The organism is Sphingobium rhizovicinum (assembly GCF_042647625.1).
Taxonomy (GTDB): domain Bacteria; phylum Pseudomonadota; class Alphaproteobacteria; order Sphingomonadales; family Sphingomonadaceae; genus Sphingobium; species Sphingobium rhizovicinum.
This window is the reverse complement of sequence record NZ_JBHRVU010000005.1, coordinates 186736-203646: the sequence shown is the minus strand read 5'-3', so window position 1 is coordinate 203646 and position 16911 is coordinate 186736. Positions and strand designations below refer to the sequence as shown.

13 protein-coding genes are annotated in these 16911 nt (G+C 62.5%); 6 read left to right on the top strand and 7 right to left on the bottom strand.

What is annotated here, in order from left to right; all coding sequences use genetic code 11:
• Positions 1-352 precede the first annotated feature (352 nt).
• From ACFOKF_RS19760 to ACFOKF_RS19745, 4 genes are all read right to left on the bottom strand, one after another.
• Complete coding sequence (locus ACFOKF_RS19760; protein ID WP_380798122.1) at positions 353-1168, bottom strand: phosphotransferase family protein; 816 nt, start codon at positions 1166-1168, stop codon at positions 353-355.
• A 79-nt stretch (positions 1169-1247) separates the two neighbouring features.
• Complete coding sequence (locus tag ACFOKF_RS19755) at positions 1248-2828, bottom strand: hypothetical protein (protein ID WP_380798120.1); 1581 nt, start codon at positions 2826-2828, stop codon at positions 1248-1250.
• Between the two features lie 119 nt (positions 2829-2947).
• Positions 2948-6022 (bottom strand): M10 family metallopeptidase C-terminal domain-containing protein, encoded by a 3075-nt coding sequence (locus ACFOKF_RS19750; RefSeq protein ID WP_380798118.1) that lies wholly within the window; start codon positions 6020-6022, stop codon positions 2948-2950.
• Between the two features lie 345 nt (positions 6023-6367).
• Positions 6368-10339 carry a beta strand repeat-containing protein gene (locus ACFOKF_RS19745; protein WP_380798116.1) on the bottom strand — a complete coding sequence of 1324 codons (3972 nt, stop codon included), beginning with the start codon at positions 10337-10339 and terminating at the stop codon, positions 6368-6370.
• A gap of 420 nt (positions 10340-10759) precedes the next feature.
• Here ACFOKF_RS19745 and uvrA point away from each other — a divergent pair, with 420 nt between their 5' ends.
• Both uvrA and ACFOKF_RS19735 read left to right on the top strand, forming a co-directional pair.
• The gene (gene uvrA / locus ACFOKF_RS19740; RefSeq protein ID WP_380798114.1) at positions 10760-13681 is read left to right on the top strand and encodes an excinuclease ABC subunit UvrA; all 2922 of its coding nucleotides are present in this window, start codon (positions 10760-10762) and stop codon (positions 13679-13681) included.
• Positions 13682-13751: 70 nt separating this feature from the next.
• On the top strand, positions 13752-13892 hold the full coding sequence (locus ACFOKF_RS19735; protein ID WP_380798112.1) for a hypothetical protein: 141 nt from the start codon (positions 13752-13754) through the stop codon (positions 13890-13892).
• A gap of 62 nt (positions 13893-13954) precedes the next feature.
• On the opposite strand, the gene ACFOKF_RS19730 is transcribed toward ACFOKF_RS19735, so the two are convergent.
• The 3 genes from ACFOKF_RS19730 to ACFOKF_RS19720 all read right to left on the bottom strand — a co-directional run bounded on the left by ACFOKF_RS19730 (position 13955) and on the right by ACFOKF_RS19720 (position 15621).
• Positions 13955-14383, bottom strand: coding sequence for a hypothetical protein (locus tag ACFOKF_RS19730; RefSeq protein ID WP_380798111.1), 429 nt, complete (start codon positions 14381-14383; stop codon positions 13955-13957).
• 439 nt (positions 14384-14822) lie between these two features.
• Positions 14823-15140: a hypothetical protein gene (locus ACFOKF_RS19725; protein ID WP_380798110.1), complete on the bottom strand. Its 318-nt coding sequence runs from the start codon at positions 15138-15140 to the stop codon at positions 14823-14825.
• A gap of 76 nt (positions 15141-15216) precedes the next feature.
• Positions 15217-15621: a hypothetical protein gene (locus tag ACFOKF_RS19720; protein WP_380798109.1), complete on the bottom strand. Its 405-nt coding sequence runs from the start codon at positions 15619-15621 to the stop codon at positions 15217-15219.
• Between the two features lie 77 nt (positions 15622-15698).
• On the opposite strand from ACFOKF_RS19720, the gene relB reads away from it, so the two are divergent.
• The 4 genes from relB to ACFOKF_RS19700 are packed head-to-tail and all read left to right on the top strand — an operon-like array spanning position 15699 to position 16880.
• Positions 15699-15881 carry a type II toxin-antitoxin system RelB family antitoxin gene (gene relB / locus ACFOKF_RS19715; protein ID WP_380798108.1) on the top strand — a complete coding sequence of 61 codons (183 nt, stop codon included), beginning with the start codon at positions 15699-15701 and terminating at the stop codon, positions 15879-15881.
• On the top strand, positions 15881-16156 hold the full coding sequence (locus ACFOKF_RS19710; protein ID WP_380798107.1) for a type II toxin-antitoxin system RelE/ParE family toxin: 276 nt from the start codon (positions 15881-15883) through the stop codon (positions 16154-16156). The genes relB and ACFOKF_RS19710 overlap by 1 nt, the downstream gene beginning before the upstream one ends.
• Positions 16157-16159: 3 nt before the next feature.
• The gene (locus tag ACFOKF_RS19705; RefSeq protein WP_380798106.1) at positions 16160-16711 is read left to right on the top strand and encodes a hypothetical protein; all 552 of its coding nucleotides are present in this window, start codon (positions 16160-16162) and stop codon (positions 16709-16711) included.
• A 22-nt stretch (positions 16712-16733) separates the two neighbouring features.
• Positions 16734-16880 carry a hypothetical protein gene (locus ACFOKF_RS19700; protein WP_380798105.1) on the top strand — a complete coding sequence of 49 codons (147 nt, stop codon included), beginning with the start codon at positions 16734-16736 and terminating at the stop codon, positions 16878-16880.
• The last annotated feature ends 31 nt before the right edge of the window (positions 16881-16911 follow it).

Here is a 16911-nt window from a genome sequence, read left to right as displayed (position 1 = left end):
GTAGGGACGAACGGCGCGACGAACGACATGTCGCCCGCCGCAAACGACATGATCCGTAGCGTAAAGCAAGAATCGTCGATGGCGTGGAAATGAAGAACGCCCCCGGCGCAAGGGAAGGCCGGGGGCGTATCCAGGCGCTGTCGGGCACACCGGATCAGGTTGAAACTGTCAGGACAGACACGACGCCATCGGCGGTGAACCGTGCCTTAACGCGGGGCCTGCGGCCTCGCTCCTGTGGCTTCACCATAACGCAGCGACCGGGCGACGCGCCGCAGCTTCGATGATCCGCCGATCCCGTCCGCCGGGCGGCGTCACCACCGGACGAACGGCCTTCAGCTGCCCATGAACGACATCAGTCCGCGAGCGACGGCAGCCCCGCCGTCGTCAGCGCGGCCTCGACATAAGCGGCGAAGGCCTCGTCGCGCGCCGGCCCGCGATGCCGCATCCATGCCAGCGCGACCAGCGGCCGCCACGCCGCCAGCGCTTCGGGCGCCATATCGGCCAGCGTGCAATAGCGATCGACATAGTGGCGCGTGGCCGCATCGCGCACACGTTCTTCCCACCATCCTCCCGCCTGCCCCGGTCCGAAGCGCATCAGCATCTCGCTGCGCACCACATCGGCCGGGGGCGCGGCGCGCGCGGCGCGCGACCAGTCGATCACCGCCAGCCCCTGCGACGTGACGATCAGATTGGCGGGATGCAGGTCGCCATGGGACAGGCTGTCGCCTTCGACCAGCTGGTCCAGCCGCTCCACCGCCGCCGCCCGCACCCTGTCGCTCAGCGTCGCGCCCTCAATATCCTCGGCCAGCAACGCCTTGCGACTGCGCAACAGCGGCAGGCGCTGCGCCTGTATCTCCCATTGCAGCTGCGCCATCTGGTCCAGCGCCCATCGCCAGCGCCAGGGGTGCCGGCGCAGATAGGCCAGCAGGTCGGGTCCGTCCATTTCGACATAGACGATGCCGCGCCGGCCGCCCACTTCGCGCTGCTCCACCGCATGCGCCACCGGCAGGCCCGTCGCCTGCACCGTCTGCATCAGCGCATATTCGCGCTCCACGATGCCGGCTTCGACACCGTCATGGAACAGCTTGAGCACCAGCCCCTGCTCCAGCCGAAACACTTCCGCACTTTGCCCGGCAGCCAGAAAATGGGAAGGGTGGGGCAGGCTCATCCCCGCGCCTCTGCCCGACCGCAGCCCGCTTGGCCAGCCTCTTTCGGCCCCATCGGGCGCAGCCGGTCATTGGACGCGCTCAATTTTCCTGATGGCGCGGGCGGGCCGGGCCGTCCGCGCGCGCCATATGCTGCGCCCGCTGCGCCTGTCGCGCGGCGGCGCGCTGCTGGGCCTGTTGCTGCCGCTGAACCACCTGCTGCCGGACGTTCGCCTGCCGCTCAGCAGCGCGATCCTGTTGCCGGCGTTGCGCCTGCTGCTGGCGCTCGGCCTGCTGCCGGCGTTCGACGCGGGCCTGCTGCGCCTGCTGACGGGCGGCCTGTTGACGGCCAGCCTGTTCACGGCCAGCCCGCTCGCGGGCAGCCTGCCGACGCTGCTGCGCCGCCTGCGCCTGCTGCTGCTTATGCGCCTGTTGCTGGCGCATGTGCTCCACGCGCTGCCGACGCGCCTGGGCCTGTCTTTGAGTCTGTCTTTGCGCCTGTCGCTCGACGACCTCTCGCTGCTGCGCCACTTGCACACGCGCGCTCCGGCGCTGTTGGGCCTCCCGCCGTTCATCAACCCGCGCCTGTGCGGCGCGCTGGGTTTCGCGCCGCTGCTCCATCTGGCGCACGGTCGCGCGACGCTGCTCGTCCCGCGCGGCGTCCCTGCGCTGCTCTGCCCGGCGCTGCATCAGGGCCACGCGCTGGTCAGCGGCGTCGCGTCGCACTTCCGCCCGCTCCTGCCGCATCCGCCGGTCGCGCTGCTGCTGCGTCAGTTGCTGCTGCGCACGCACCCGATCCCGCTGTCGCTGCTGCTGCCAGAGCGGCTGCGGTCCGCGAAAATCCTCCCGTTGCCAGCGGGCGAAGCGCACCGCCGCCTGTTCGCGCGCGCGCCGCTCTGCCGCCCAATGCTGCTGCGCGCGCACATCCTGCCGGGCGCGATAGCGTCGCCAGTCGGCCTGCTCTCGCCGCGCCTCATCCCAGCGCAGCCGATCCTGCCGGATCGCCGCCCGGCGCGCCGCCCATTGCCGCGCCTCGATCCGTTCGCGCTCCCGCGCGCGGGCGGCCCGCCGCATGTCGACGGCGCGGGCATAATAGCGCGCGGCATAGGCGTCGCGCCCACGCGCCTCGCGCCATGGCATCACCCGACCGCCGCGATCATAGACAGCGACCAGCTGATCGCCGCGATAGCCGTAACTGTTCCACGGATCGCGCACCAGATAGGGGCTGGCCCCGCCGGGCTCATAATAATAATAGCGATAACCGCCATCGATCGGTTCGGCATAGCGCAGATAGTCATCGCCGCTCTGCCAGGCCCAGGGCTGCACCCCATCCTCATAGGCAAAGCCATAATCGGGCGGCGCATCGCCCAGCGCATCGGAAAACATGTCGGCCCGGTCGATCCAGGCATAATCGTCGCCCTGCGGCCGGGCATAGCGGATTGGCGCCGCCGCAGGCAGCCGTTCGACGCTCGGCGCAGCGACCGGCGCGCCCGCATCGGCAATCGCCATCGGTTGCGCATCCGGCAGGGGCGGCAGGCCGCTCTGATTGGCGAACGCATTGCTCCACGCCTGATCGCTCAGCGAAAAGGCGTTGTCGGGCTTATCCTCGCCACAGGCGGCCAGCAACAAAGTCAGCGACAACAGGCCTGCGCCGGGCGCGCCACGCAGCAAAAATCGGGTCATGGCATGTCTCCTTCGACCAGTCCCCCCATGACCCGGGCACAATGCGCCAGGGGGCATGAACGATCCTTGGCCGGATCGTTCATGCGTTGGTCAGGGGGCGATCGCCGGAGACGCGCGCCTTACCCGATCATATCGACCATCGCCGCAGCCGGCGTAAGCGGACGATGCTCATAATAGCCCTTGTCGATATAATGTTCGGTCAGCGCCTCGACATCGGTGCCGAACGCCGTCGCCAGATCGGGGTTCGCCGCCGCATATTGCAGCGCGTCGAAGCTGCTGGTCGGCCGGTTCTCGGCAAACCCCGACCGCAGGAAATGCTTCGCCGCGCCGTCATCGTCGCTGCCGATCCCAACGATCAGGTCCGGGTTCGACGCGATGTAGCGCAGCCCGTCAAACGCGTCCGCCGCCCGCCCTTCGGCCCGGCCGAACTGCAGATAATGGCGCGTCGCCGCATCCTCGTCCGTCCCGAACAGCGCGGCCAGATCCTTGTAGGACGCGGCATATTGCAGCCCGTCAAAGCCGCCGTCGCTGCGCCCCTCCAGCCGGCCATAGAGGATATAGTGCCGCGCCGCCGCTTCCTCGTTCGCGCCATAAAGCGTCGACAGATCCTTGTAGGACGCCGCATAGTTGAGGCCGCTGAACAGTTCGTCGGTCCGCCCCTCCAGCCGTCCGGTGGTCAAATAATGGCGCGTCGCCCCCGCTGCATCCGTGCCGAACCCGTTCGCCAGATCCTTGTACCCGGCGATATAGTCATAGGGGTCGAACGCCTTGGCGTCGCGCCCCTCGGCAAAGCCCTTCGTCACATAATGGTTCGTCGCCGCCGCTGCATCGGTCTTGAACGCGGCCGCCAGATCGTCATAGCCCGCCGCATAGCGCAGCCCGTCAAACGCGCTGAGGTTCGCCTTCAACTGCGCCGTCGCCAGCGTGCCATTGGCGAACTGCACCTTCTCCACCCCCGTCATCCGAGTCGCGCCTTCTTCCCCCACCAGATAGATGGCGCCATTCGCCTCCAGATAGGAATAGCTCGCCTTCACCCCCAGCAGGACCAGCGTGTCGGTGCCCGCGCCGCCATTGACCACATTATTGCCGCTGTCGGGAATGAAGATGTCGTCTCCGCCCATGCCGTTCAACGTGTCATGGCCCAGCAGGCCCTGGAGCACATTGCCCGCGTCATTGCCCACGATCACATTGTCGAGCTGATTGCCCGTACCGCGAATGCCGGCCGTCCCCTGCAACGTCAGCCATTCCACATTGAGGCTCAGCGTATAAGACACGGTCGAGAACACAAGATCGGCGCCCTCTCTGGCCAGTTCGACCACCCGGTCGCCTGCATCCTCCACGCGATAGACATCGTTGCCGGCGCCGCCGATCATGACGTCGTTTCCAGCGCCACCGCTCAGATAATCATCGCCAGCCAGCCCGGACAGCTGGTCATTGCCGCCATAACCGAAGATATTGTTGGCGCTGGCGTTGCCGGTGATGGCCTCGCTGCCATCGGTGCCGTAAAAATCCTTCTGCTGATAATCTATGTCGGACAAGGATACGGCATTGCGCACGAACAGCATGAAATTGTCCGTACCCCTGGAGGCGTAGATATAGTTGCCAAAAGCATAGTTGCCGATGCTGACATTGGTGGCGGCCAGCGCGCTGATGTCGATGCGATCGACGCCGGTCTGGAAATCCTCGATCTGGTCGGCATAGCCAGCCGGGGAATCGCCGAAGGACTGGAACACGAACCGATCAGCCCCTGCCCCGCCATAAAGGAAGCTGAACCCGCTGCCCGCGACCAATATGTCGTTGCCCGCCTCGCCAAACAGGCTGCCTCTGGCCGAACCGGCGTAGAGCGTGTCCGATCCATCACCGCCGTTGAGCGACACATTGGCCAACTGGCTGTCATTGCGCAGCACATCATTGCCGGCGCCGGTGGTCAGCGACAGGGATTCGATGCCACGGAAGTTCAGCGACGACACCAGCAGGTTGTACGTGCCATTCTTCGCTTCATAGCTGAGCATATCCTGCCCGTCGCCGCCGTCGATCGTCGCCAGGCCAACCATCGTGCCCAACAGGCTGAAGAACAGGCTGTCATCGCCGGTCCCGCCAAGCACTGTCCCCCGATCGCTGTTGTTGAGGTAGACCGAGTCATTCCCCGCGCCGCCGTCCAGCACATCTTCGCCAAAGCCGCTCAGCGTGTCATTGCCATCCTCGCCGCGCAGCGTATCAACGCCATAGACTTCGCCCGGAAACCCCCAGTCGCCGCTCAGATAATCGTCGCCCGCGCCGCCCAGCAGCAGGTCGTCGCCTTCCTCGCCATACAGCGTATCCCGATCGGCTCCGCCAGACAGCGTGTCATTGCCCAGCCCACCGTCCAGACGGTCATTGCCGGCGTCGCCATTCAAAATGTCATTGCCACGACCACCGCCGATCACATCATCTCCCGCGCCGCCGCTTAACTGGTCGTCACCGTCCCGTCCGACAATCTCGTCATTGCCGTCGCCGCCGGTGATGATGTCCGTGCCGCCAATGCCATAAATGGCGTCGGCGCCCGCGGAGCCGGTCTGAGACAAGGTGCGCGTTGCCGCGTTCCAGTTCCAGTCGGCGACCTGCTTGCCGTCCTGGCTTGCATCGCCATAGATGTGGCGGATCGCCTGCACATCAAATGTGCCCAGCACATCGCCGGCGGTGCCGCCGCTGGTATAGCTCAGCACGGTTGTCGCATAATTATCGATGCTGGTCTCCAGCGTCACATCCCCTTCAAAGGGATGTTTCAGCCCCAGCGCGTGGCCGATCTCGTGCAGCAGCAGGTGCATGCTGCCGGCCAGACCGGTGTCGATGAACACATCGCTGGCCGCCTCGAAACCGTCATAGCCGTTCATCGGATAATAAGCGAAGCCCGCCGCATTGCTGTTCAGCGCAGACAGGTCGAAATTCATGAACTTGATGTCGCCCTCACCGGGCGCAACTTCAAAAAAGGTCAGGCCGGAAACCTTGGCCCACAGGTCCAATGCCGCCCGCGCCACCGCTTTTTCCGCTTCGGAAAAGACGCGATAGGTAGCCAGGCCCTCTGCGGCATAAGTGTCATAGAGATAGTCGGGCACGACATCAGGAAAGGAATAGCTGACAAAGGCGCCTGTCCCGGTCGTGCCATTGATTGATGACCCCGACAGAATCGCCGTATAATCCGAAACAGCCGCCATATATCCCCCAAAAATCTGACCCGTCGGCACGCCTAAAGCGCCACCCCATGCAGGTCAATTAACCCGCTCCCTTTGCCAAATATTTAAGAAGGCAGCAGAAATATATCAGCAACACGCAAATGGAACTAACGGGCGCGCAGTAAATGTTGAGGAAGCGGAATAATCATCCGCTTCCTTTCAGTCTTAGAGCCTGTTTGGAAATGCGCCTGTGGCGCATCCGCACCGGCCAGCGCCCTCATACGACCGCCCTTCGATACCATCCGTATCGAAGGGCGGTCGTATGAATTACCTTTTATCGGCGTGGCATGGCAGATCCACGTAGCGCCGAAATTCAGCCCCTTTCCTTTACACCACCACGAAATCCGCCTGCGTCAGCGCCAGCCCCGTGCCCAGTTGCGCGAACAGGATCGCCGCACCCGCGCCATTGCCGTCGGCATCGTAGGAGAGATTGCCGGTCGCGCTGTCATAGAGGATGCGGTCGCTCGCATCGGCCGCCGTCGCGCCGATATGAAATGCCGCAGTGGAAAGCCCGCCCGCGGCCAGCCCCGTGAACACCGCATCGTCCAGCAGGATCGTGTCATCCGCGCCCGAGAAGTCGACAATGCGATCGACATTGTCGCCGCCCAGCGCGGTATCGAACACGAACCGATCGCTGCCCACGCCGCCCGTCAGCGTATCGGCGCCCAACCCGCCATACAGCAGGTCATCTCCCGCCCCGCCATTCAGCCGATCGGCGCCGCCCAGCCCCCACAGGCTGTTATTGCCGTCATTGCCGTTCAGCGTGTTCACGCGGCCATTGCCGGTCGCCGTGATGCTGGCCGATCCAGTCAGGCTCAGCGTCTCCACGATCCGCCCGGTCAGGCTATAGGACACGGAGGAAAAGATGCGATCCGTCCCGCCATTGTCCGCTTCCACCACATTGTCGCCGGCATGATCGACATAATAGGTGTCATCGCCCAGACCGCCGGTCAGAATATCCGCACCCGCGCCACCATCCAGCGTGTTGTTGCCCGCGTCCCCGGTCAGCCTGTCGGCATAGGCCGATCCGGTGAGCTTCTCGATGCTTACCAGCGTATCGACACCCGCGCCGCCCGTATTCTGCGCCCCGCTGATCGCCAGGCTCACCGTCACGCCAGCGGTCGCATCGACATAGCTTGCCGTATCGGTATGCGCGCCCCCGTCCAGCAGGTCATTGCCAGCCCCGCCGATCAGGATGTCCGCGCCATAACCGCCACGCAATATGTCGTTCCCGCCTTCGCCACGCAGGATATTGCCGCCATCATTGCCTTCCAACGTGTTGGCGCGCCCATTGCCCGTCGCATCAATGTTCGCGGACCCGGTCAGGCTCAGCGTCTCCACGATCCGCCCGGCCAGGCTGTAGGACACCGACGCGTAGATGCGATCCGTCCCGCCATTATCGGCCTCCACCACATTGTCACCGGCATGATCGACATAATAAATGTCATTGCCCAGACCGCCGGTCATGACATCCGCGCCTGTGCCGCCGTCAATGACATTGTTGCCGCTATCTCCGGTCAACAGGTCGCTATAGGCCGATCCGGTCAGATTTTCGAAATTGCTGATCGTGTCAGTGCCAGCGCCGTTGGTAGCCTGCGCGGCGGTGATGGCCAACGACACGGCGATCGGCCCCGTCGCATAGGCATAGCTCAGCGTATCGACACCGCCTCCGCCATCCAGCACATTATCGCCCGCATTCCCGCTGATGACATTGGCCCGCCCATTGCCCGTGGCGTTGATGTTGGCGCTTCCCGTCAGCGTCAGCGTCTCCACGATCCGCCCCGCCAGCGCATAGCTGACCGAGGAGAATATCTGGTCATTCCCCTCGCCATCCAGTTCAACGACATTGTCGCCAACCTGATCGACAAAATAGATATCGTCACCGAGGCCGCCGGTCAGTATGTCATTGCCCGATCCGCCATCCAGCCGGTCATTGCCCGCGCCGCCGCGCAGATCGTCATTGCCGCCCCCGCCCGACAGCGTGTCATTGCCCTTACCGCCGAACAGCATGTCGGCAAACGATCCGCCATTCACCGCCCGCGCGGCCGTCGAACTGTTGAAGAGGAAAGACGCCGCCGTCAGCTGCTGCGGCAGGATATTCTGGATGCGGATCGCCTCCGTCCCATTGCCGATGAAGAAGCTGATCAACGTATCGGTGCCATCCTGGCTGATGCGATCGGCAAAGGTCGACAGATCGGCGATCCCCAAGGTGGACAGATCAATCCGGTCCACACCCAGCGTGAAGTCGGTAATCACATCCTGCCCAAAACCGCGCTCGTCATAGGCGAAGACATCCGCCCCCGCCCCGCCGGTCAGCGCATCTCCGCCGCTGCCCCCGATCAGCCGGTCATTGCCCGCGCCCCCGCGCAGATCATCATTGCCCCCGCCGCCCGACAGCGTGTCATTGCCCTTGCCGCCGAACAGCATGTCGGCAAATGACCCGCCATTCACCGCCCGCGCGGCCGTCGTATCGTTAAAGAGGAAAGACGCCGCCGTCAGCTGCTGCGGCAGGATATTCTGGATGCGGATCGCCTCCGTCCCATTGCCGATGAAGAAGCTGATCAACGTATCGGTGCCATCCTGGCTGATGCGATCGGCAAAGGTCGACAGATCGGCGATCCCCAAGGTGGACAGATCAATCCGGTCCACACCCAGCGTGAAGTCGGTAATCACATCCTGCCCAAAACCGCGCTCGTCATAGGCGAAGACATCCGCCCCCGCCCCGCCGGTCAGCGCATCTCCGCCGCTGCCGCCGACCAGCCGGTCATTGCCCGCGCCGCCGCGCAGATCATCATTGCCGCCCCCGCCCGACAGCGTGTCATTGCCCTTGCCGCCGAACAGCATGTCGGCAAATGACCCGCCATTCACCGTTCGCGCCGTCGTCGTATCGTTAAAAATGAAGGACGCCGCCGTCAGCTGCTGCGGCAGGATATTCTGGATGCGGATCGCCTCCGTCCCATTGCCGATGAAGAAGCTGATCAACGTATCGGTGCCATCCTGGCTGATGCGATCGGCAAAGGTCGACAGATCGGCGATCCCCAAGGTGGACAGATCAATCCGGTCCACACCCAGCGTGAAGTCGGTAATCACATCCTGCCCAAAACCGCGCTCGTCATAGGCGAAGACATCCGCCCCCGCCCCGCCGGTCAGCGCATCTCCGCCGCTGCCGCCGACCAGCCGGTCATTGCCCGCGCCGCCGCGCAGATCATCATTGCCGCCCCCGCCCGACAGCGTGTCATTGCCCTTGCCGCCGAACAGCATGTCGGCAAATGACCCGCCATTCACCGTTCGCGCCGTCGTCGTATCGTTAAAAATGAAGGACGCCGCCGTCAGCTGCTGCGGCAGGATATTCTGGATCCGGATCGTCTCGGCCCCATTGCCGATGAAGAAGCTGATCAGCGTATCCGTGCCGTCCTGACTGATGCGATCGGAAAAGGTCGCCAGATCGGCAATACCCAGCGCAGACAGGTCGATTCGGTCCACACCCAGAGTGAAATCCGTAATCACATCCGCGCCAAACCCGCGCGCCGCATATGCGAACTGGTCCGCGCCCGCGCCGCCGGTCAGCGTGTCATTGCCGTTGCCGCCTTCCATCCGGTCGTCGCCGGCCAGGCCATTGATCACATCATTGCCGTTCAGTCCGTAAATATCGTCCGCTCCGGCTGTACCGTTCAGCGTATCGGCGCCGTTGGTGCCGGTGACTGTCTCAGCATAGCCAAAGCCTGCCACATGAAATACCGTCCCGCTGGTGTTGGTGACATAGGCTTCATCCGGCGCACCGGGAATGAAGGCGATGCCCGCCAGTCCGCCAATGCCGGACGGCAATGCAATGGTGCCCAGCAATGTGCCCGTGGGCGACACGCGCAGCACGCTGCTTTCATCGCTGCTCACCAGGATCAGGTCGCCAGTGGCGGGGTCCACATCAATATCGCCAAAGTTGATCGTAAAGCCATCACCATCCACGGCGAAGCTGTTGAGCACCGCGCCCGTGCTTGCGTCGATTTCCGCAACCGTGCTTTTTTGCGTTGCCGGCACGCGATCCTGCACCAGAAAAAAGCTGCCCCGCGCCGCATGATAGGCGCCTCCCACGACATGGCTGCTGCCAAAGGCCGTGGTCAGGCTGGCGATCACGGCGCCGGTCTGGCTGTTGACTGCCCGAATTTCCGCGACGCCCGTTTCGCCGTTGATCAACAGGGTACTGCCCGCAGCGACCGCCGTACCGCTCAGGGTCAGCGCAACATCGGCAAAATCAATATCGAAATCATTGGCGGCTTCGCCCGGATTGTCAAAGCTGCCCAACGCTGACCCATCGACAGAAAAACGTCGGACAATGCTGTCCATGGAGCCATAGACAAGTACCTCGCCGAGCAGAGAATCATAGCCGATACCAACAGCTGCGCCACCGGTATTGAATTGTGACAATATCCGTAACATTCCGATTCTCCATCAACGAAATTATTTCGAATCGCGAACCCCATCATTTATGTTTACTAAAACCGTCCATCGCGAATGCGCAACAGCATCGCAAGAACATAAAATCAATTTTCGACGATTGGCGAACCATTTTCCGTAATCTCCGCTATCATTATAATTACAGCAATATTGGGCAATGTTGCGCCGCCCCTCTCTCATCATTTTCGGCCACCACATTGCTGATGCCCGGACCTATTTACGGCCCGCCTCTTGCTCCGCACCTTCCGAACAAATAAAGAACGATTCATGAGTCTGACCCATATCTCCGTACGCGGCGCGCGTGAACATAATCTCAAGGGCGTGGACGTCGATCTGCCCCGCGACAGCCTGGTCGTCATCACCGGCCTGTCCGGTTCGGGCAAAAGCTCGCTCGCCTTCGACACCATCTATGCCGAAGGACAGCGCCGCTATGTGGAGTCCCTCTCCGCCTATGCGCGCCAGTTTCTGGAGATGATGCAGAAGCCGGACGTTGAGCATATTGAGGGCCTCAGCCCCGCCATCTCCATCGAACAGAAGACCACCAGCCGCAACCCGCGCTCCACCGTCGCCACGGTCACGGAAATCTACGATTATATGCGCCTGCTCTGGGCGCGCGTCGGCATCCCCTATTCGCCCGCCACCGGCCTGCCCATCAGCGCCCAGACCGTCAGCCAGATGGTCGATCGCGTCGCCACCCTGCCCGAAGGCACCCGTTTCTACCTGCTCGCCCCCGTGGTGCGCGGCCGCAAGGGCGAATATCGCAAGGAACTCGCGGAGTGGCAGAAGGCGGGCTACACCCGCGTCCGCATCGACGGCGAAATGATGCTGATCGAGGATGCCCCCGCCCTCGACAAGAAATATAAGCATGACATCGAAGTCGTGGTCGACCGCCTGGCCGTGGACGCCGACATGGCCACCCGTCTCGCCGACAGTTTCGAACAGGCGCTGAAACTCGCCGACGGCCTCGCCTATGTCGACCTGGCCGACGGCGTCGTCCCCGGCCGCGAAGATGAAGTGCAATCCACCGACAAGAAGATGAAGGGCGCGGGCATCCCCCTCAACCGCATCGTCTTCAGCGAGAAATTCGCCTGCCCCGTCAGCAGCTTCACCATTCCCGACATCGAACCGCGGCTCTTCTCCTTCAACGCCCCCTTGGGCGCCTGCCCCGCCTGCGACGGCCTTGGCGAACGGCAGGAGTTCGACCCCGATCTCGTCGTCCCCAACGAAGCCCTCTCGATCAAGAAGGGCGCCGTCGTCCCCTGGGCCAAGTCCAACCCGCCCAGCCCCTATTATATGCAGGTGCTCGGCTCCCTCGCCAGGGAGTTCGGCTTCTCCCTCGACACCCCGTGGACCGACCTCCCCGGCGAAGTGAAGCTCATCATCCTTCACGGCACCGGCGGCAAGCCCGTCACCCTGCGCTTCCAGGACGGCAAGAAAAGCTACGAGGTCAAGAAAGCCTTTGAGGGCGTCATCGGCAACCTCAACCGCCGCCTCCTGCAAACCGACAGCGCCTGGATGCGCGAGGAACTGGCCAAGTATCAGACCGCCATGCCGTGCGAAACCTGCAACGGCGCGCGCCTGAAACCCGAAGCGCTCGCGGTCAAGATCGCGGGCGAGGACATTTCCGTCTCCACCCGCCGCTCGGTGGTGGACGCGCTCGCCTTCTTCACCGCCCTGCCCGATCACCTGAACGACCAGCAGAGCCAGATCGCCAGGGCCATCCTCAAGGAAATCGTGGAACGCCTCGGCTTCCTCAACAATGTCGGCCTCGATTACCTCAACCTCGACCGCACCAGCGGCACCCTGTCGGGCGGCGAAAGCCAGCGCATCCGCCTCGCGTCGCAAATCGGCAGCGGCCTCTCCGGCGTCCTCTACGTCCTAGACGAACCCTCGATCGGCCTGCACCAGCGCGACAATGACCGGCTGCTCGTCACCCTCAAGCGCCTGCGCGACCTCGGCAACAGCGTCATCGTCGTCGAGCATGACGAGGATGCGATCCGCGCCGCCGACTATATTGTCGACATGGGGCCGGGCGCCGGCGTCCATGGCGGCGCCATCGTCGCGCAGGGCACGCTGCCCGAATTGCTCAAGAACAAGGACAGCCTCACCGCCGATTATCTGAACGGCACCCGTCGCATCGACGTGCCGGCCAAGCGCCGCAAGGGATCGGGCAAGAAGCTCACCGTCCACAATGCCCGCGCCAACAATCTGACCGGCGTCACCGCGTCGATCCCGCTCGGCACCTTCACCTGCATCACCGGCGTCAGCGGATCGGGCAAATCCAGCTTCACCATAGACACGCTCTATGCGGCATCGGCGCGCGCCCTGAATGGAGCCAGAATTGTCGCCGGCCCGCATGACAAGGTGACGGGCCTGGAACATTGCGACAAGGTGATCGACATCGACCAGTCGCCCATCGGCCGCACCCCGCGCTCCAACCCGGCCACCTATACCGGGGCCTTCACCAATATCCGCGACTGGTTCGCCGGCCTCCCCGAAGCGCAGGCGCGCGGCTACAAGCCGGGCCGCTTCAGCTTCAACGTCAAGGGCGGCCGCTGCGAAGCCTGCCAGGGCGACGGCGTGCTCAAGATCGAGATGCACTTCCTCCCCGACGTCTACGTCACCTGCGACGTCTGCCACGGCGCGCGCTATAATCGCGAAACGCTGGAGGTGAAGTTCAAGGGGCGCTCGATCGCCGACGTCCTCGACATGACGGTCGAGGATGCGGTCGAATTCTTCAAGGCCGTGCCGCCGATCCGCGACAAGATGGCCATGCTCGCCGAAGTCGGCCTTGGCTATATCAAGGTCGGCCAACAGGCCACGACCCTGTCCGGCGGCGAAGCCCAGCGCGTCAAACTCGCCAAGGAATTGTCGCGCCGCGCCACCGGCAACACGCTGTATATTTTGGACGAACCCACCACCGGCCTGCATTTCGAGGACGTCCGCAAACTACTCGAAGTCCTCCACGCGCTGGTCGACCAGGGCAACAGCGTGGTCGTGATCGAACATAATCTGGATGTCATCAAGACCGCCGATTACATAATCGATCTCGGTCCCGAGGGTGGGGTAAAAGGGGGTGAAATCGTCGCTACCGGCACCCCCGAGCAGGTCGTCAAGGAACCGCGCAGTTTCACCGGCCATTACCTCGCCCCCCTTTTGGCCCAGCCGAAGACCGAGGCCGCAGAATGACTGGATCTCGACATTTGATCGCGCCGAGACCGTCCGGGGGACGGTCGAACGCGATCAACCGGAAGGCGGCGTGAGCCGAAGGCGACCGCAGGTCAACGGCGGCGAGGTTGTGGCGGAAGGAACGCCAGAGAAGGTAGTGAAGGAGACGCGCAGCTTTACCGAGCGGTATCTTGCGCCGTTGCTGGGGCTGGAGGCTTTGGCGGCGGAGTGATTGGACTTTTAGCGATGCAGGTAGACCAGCGTGGGATAACCTGCATCCCAGTTGCCATTATTTCATTCGAGATCGGCATCCAAGCAACCACAGCCACTTTGCGGTTTGAAAGCGCAAACATATTGGCTGGTAACTTTCAAACCAATCCTAGATTCGGCCTTTACGCGTATTGAATAATATTCTGCACCATCCATGGATTTAACTATATCATTTATCGGCCCATCTAGTTGATCACCAAATTTCCAGCGCTCACTCGGACTAACATTGTGCCCACGCCAAACTTTGTTCGCCACGCCCTCAGAAAATTTCATTTTATCAATAGATTTAAAATTAAAAAACTCTGCATTTTCGGGATTAAGCAGATCCATTTTGATGATGCCTCGGCACTCTCTCTCCGTCGCCGACATACCGCCACAAGAGGTAACAAGGGCCAGAGAAGCAAATAATACCCGAGGCTGCCATCGACTGATGAGCTGTTTGGAATAACGCATTGCTGTTGATACCCCTTCGAATAGACAGTAGCGCGACCAGTTATCTAGCAGCAACCCTAATTCAGACTGCGAGAATAAGGTAATTTCTCAGCTTGAATTTTGCCATTTGCGCTGTCGCGCTTGGCCATCGGTTGCGATATGCTGCACGGGAGCAAGGAGGCAGCAATGACGAAGTATCCACCGCAAACCTGTCGAAATTGCGGCTCAGCAAGCTGGATATGGTCTCGCAAAAATTATATAGAAGGAAAGCGCAGGATCATTGTGCAGCACCCCGGTTATTGCGGCTCACATGATCCAATCAAAAGGGCAAGCCGTACAGAGCGACTACAAGCCCAACAACCCTACACGGATTGCTCCGCATGGCTCCCGATGAAACGCGACAATACCTAACGGCCGATGTAGGGCGATGCCCAGCCCGGCAGGCTCAGTGATTGCCAACCTACTCTTCCCGCCTCACAATCCGCACCCGCCCAGCACGCATCGCCACCCGCACCTTCTCCAGAAGCGCGCCCGGTATCTTCCCATAATAAGGCGACCCATCTCCGCCCCGTACAGGCCGCACATCCGGCCCCGGCCAGACAAAGCGATTGACCTCGCCCGCCACGATCCAGCAGCGCGCATCGTCCAGTCCCAGATGCCGCTTCACTGCCATCGGCATTTCCACGAACCCGCCAGCCTCACGCGGCGGCTTCGTCGTCACCGGCGCGACATAAACCTGCATCAGATCGCCCTCCGCGACCGCCGCAAGAACGACCACGACCGGACGATCCTTGACTCCCTCGTCCCGTCCCTGCGCCGCCTCCCATTCCCATAAATAGGAATAGGACAGAACGTCAGTCGGTTGCGGTATCGTCCATGAGGTAGTTGAGCGCGACGGCTTCTGCGGGGATTTCGGCGTTGAGAATGGCGTCGAACGTTTCGTCATCAAGGTCTTCCGTGCGTATGACCTGACGATCCCGGCGCAGGAGGCGCTCATATTCATTCAGCGACAGCATCACCACCCGCGTGACCCCATGCCTTTGAATACCTACCGGACGGAGCATTGCCTCGTCGGTATAGTAGCCGAACTTGCCAGCTATCTCCTTAGCCGAAACCTCCAGCAGGTTTCTATCCATCTTTCCCACACCGGCCTCCATGCCGTCCGGGCATAACGCCCTTGATCGATCCGGGCCTTGGCTACGCCGCCCTTGATAGGTGCTGCTTTTCAGCAAAATCGCTAATATCCGAATTTTGGTCACTACGCAAATCTGCGTGGAGTGATGCGGGCAGATTGCGTTCCATCGACACCATCCCACACTCCTGATAAATTCTATCCATGACCAAGCTCACCCCCATCGAGTCCGAGTTCGCGACGACCGAAGAAGCGGAAGCCTATGACGCATGGTTCCGCGCGGAGGTTGAGGCCAGCCTTGCCGATCCCCGACCCGGCACCCCGCACGATCAGGTCATGGCCGAATTGCGCGCGATCATCGAAGCCAAACAGGCCAAGCGCGCCTGATGGCGCACATTGCCTGGCGCCAGAAGGCGCGACAGGACGTCCGCAACATCATCGACTATATTTCCGACCGCAATCCCGCCGCCGCGCTGCGCCATGCGGACCTGTTCGCCCATGTGGCCGAACGTCTGGCCGATCATCCCCATATGCACCGCGCCGGTCGCGTGCCCGACACGCGGGAAGCGATCGTCACGCCCAATTATGTGCTTGTCTACCGAATCGGCCCCGACGCAATCGAGATGTTGACGGTCAAACACACCCGCCAGCAATATCCCTGAACCATGTCCGCCTACCGTCCCGAATTTGAAGCGGCCCTCCGCCTCCTCGCGCAAATCAGCGATGCCATGGTCGCACGCGGCCTTTCTCGCCCAATCCTCGTTGGTGGCGCCGCGGCCGAATTTTATTCTGTCAGCGCGCTGACGACTGGCGATTTCGACCTGTGCGCCATTGGACAGGCCGAACTGGAAGAGGAAATGCAGCGCGCCGGGTTTGTTCGCCCATCGGGTTCGGGCCAGTCGCTGCGCGGCTGGATACATCCCGATTTCAGACTGGGTTTCGAAATCGTCGCCGACGTGCCGATGGATGGCAATGTCGATGCCGCCCATATCCGCCTTGTTCGCCCGGTCGGCGAAACCGCGCTGCTCCGCATCATTTCGGTGGAAGATTTGATCGCCGACCGAATGGGCCAATATGCGTCAGGCACAGCGCGCGACCGACTGGATCAGGCGCGGCTGTTGCTCGCCCTTCACTCCGCCGCAGATATGGAGTATCTGGAGAGGCGTATCCGCGAAGAAAGCATGGGCGATTATGGCGTCGAAGACATTATCGGCTGAACAAGGCGAACCCGTAATCGACATGGCCGAACTTGGCCGCCAGATCGCGCGCCGCCGCGCCGAACTGGGCATCACCGATGCAGACATTCCCCGCAACGGCGGCGCGCGTCGCACCGAAAGCAAGAAAGCGCTGCTCAAGGCCATCAAGGACGCCGGCGGCAACTGGTAAAACCGCCGCGACACCCAATCCCCCTCTGTCC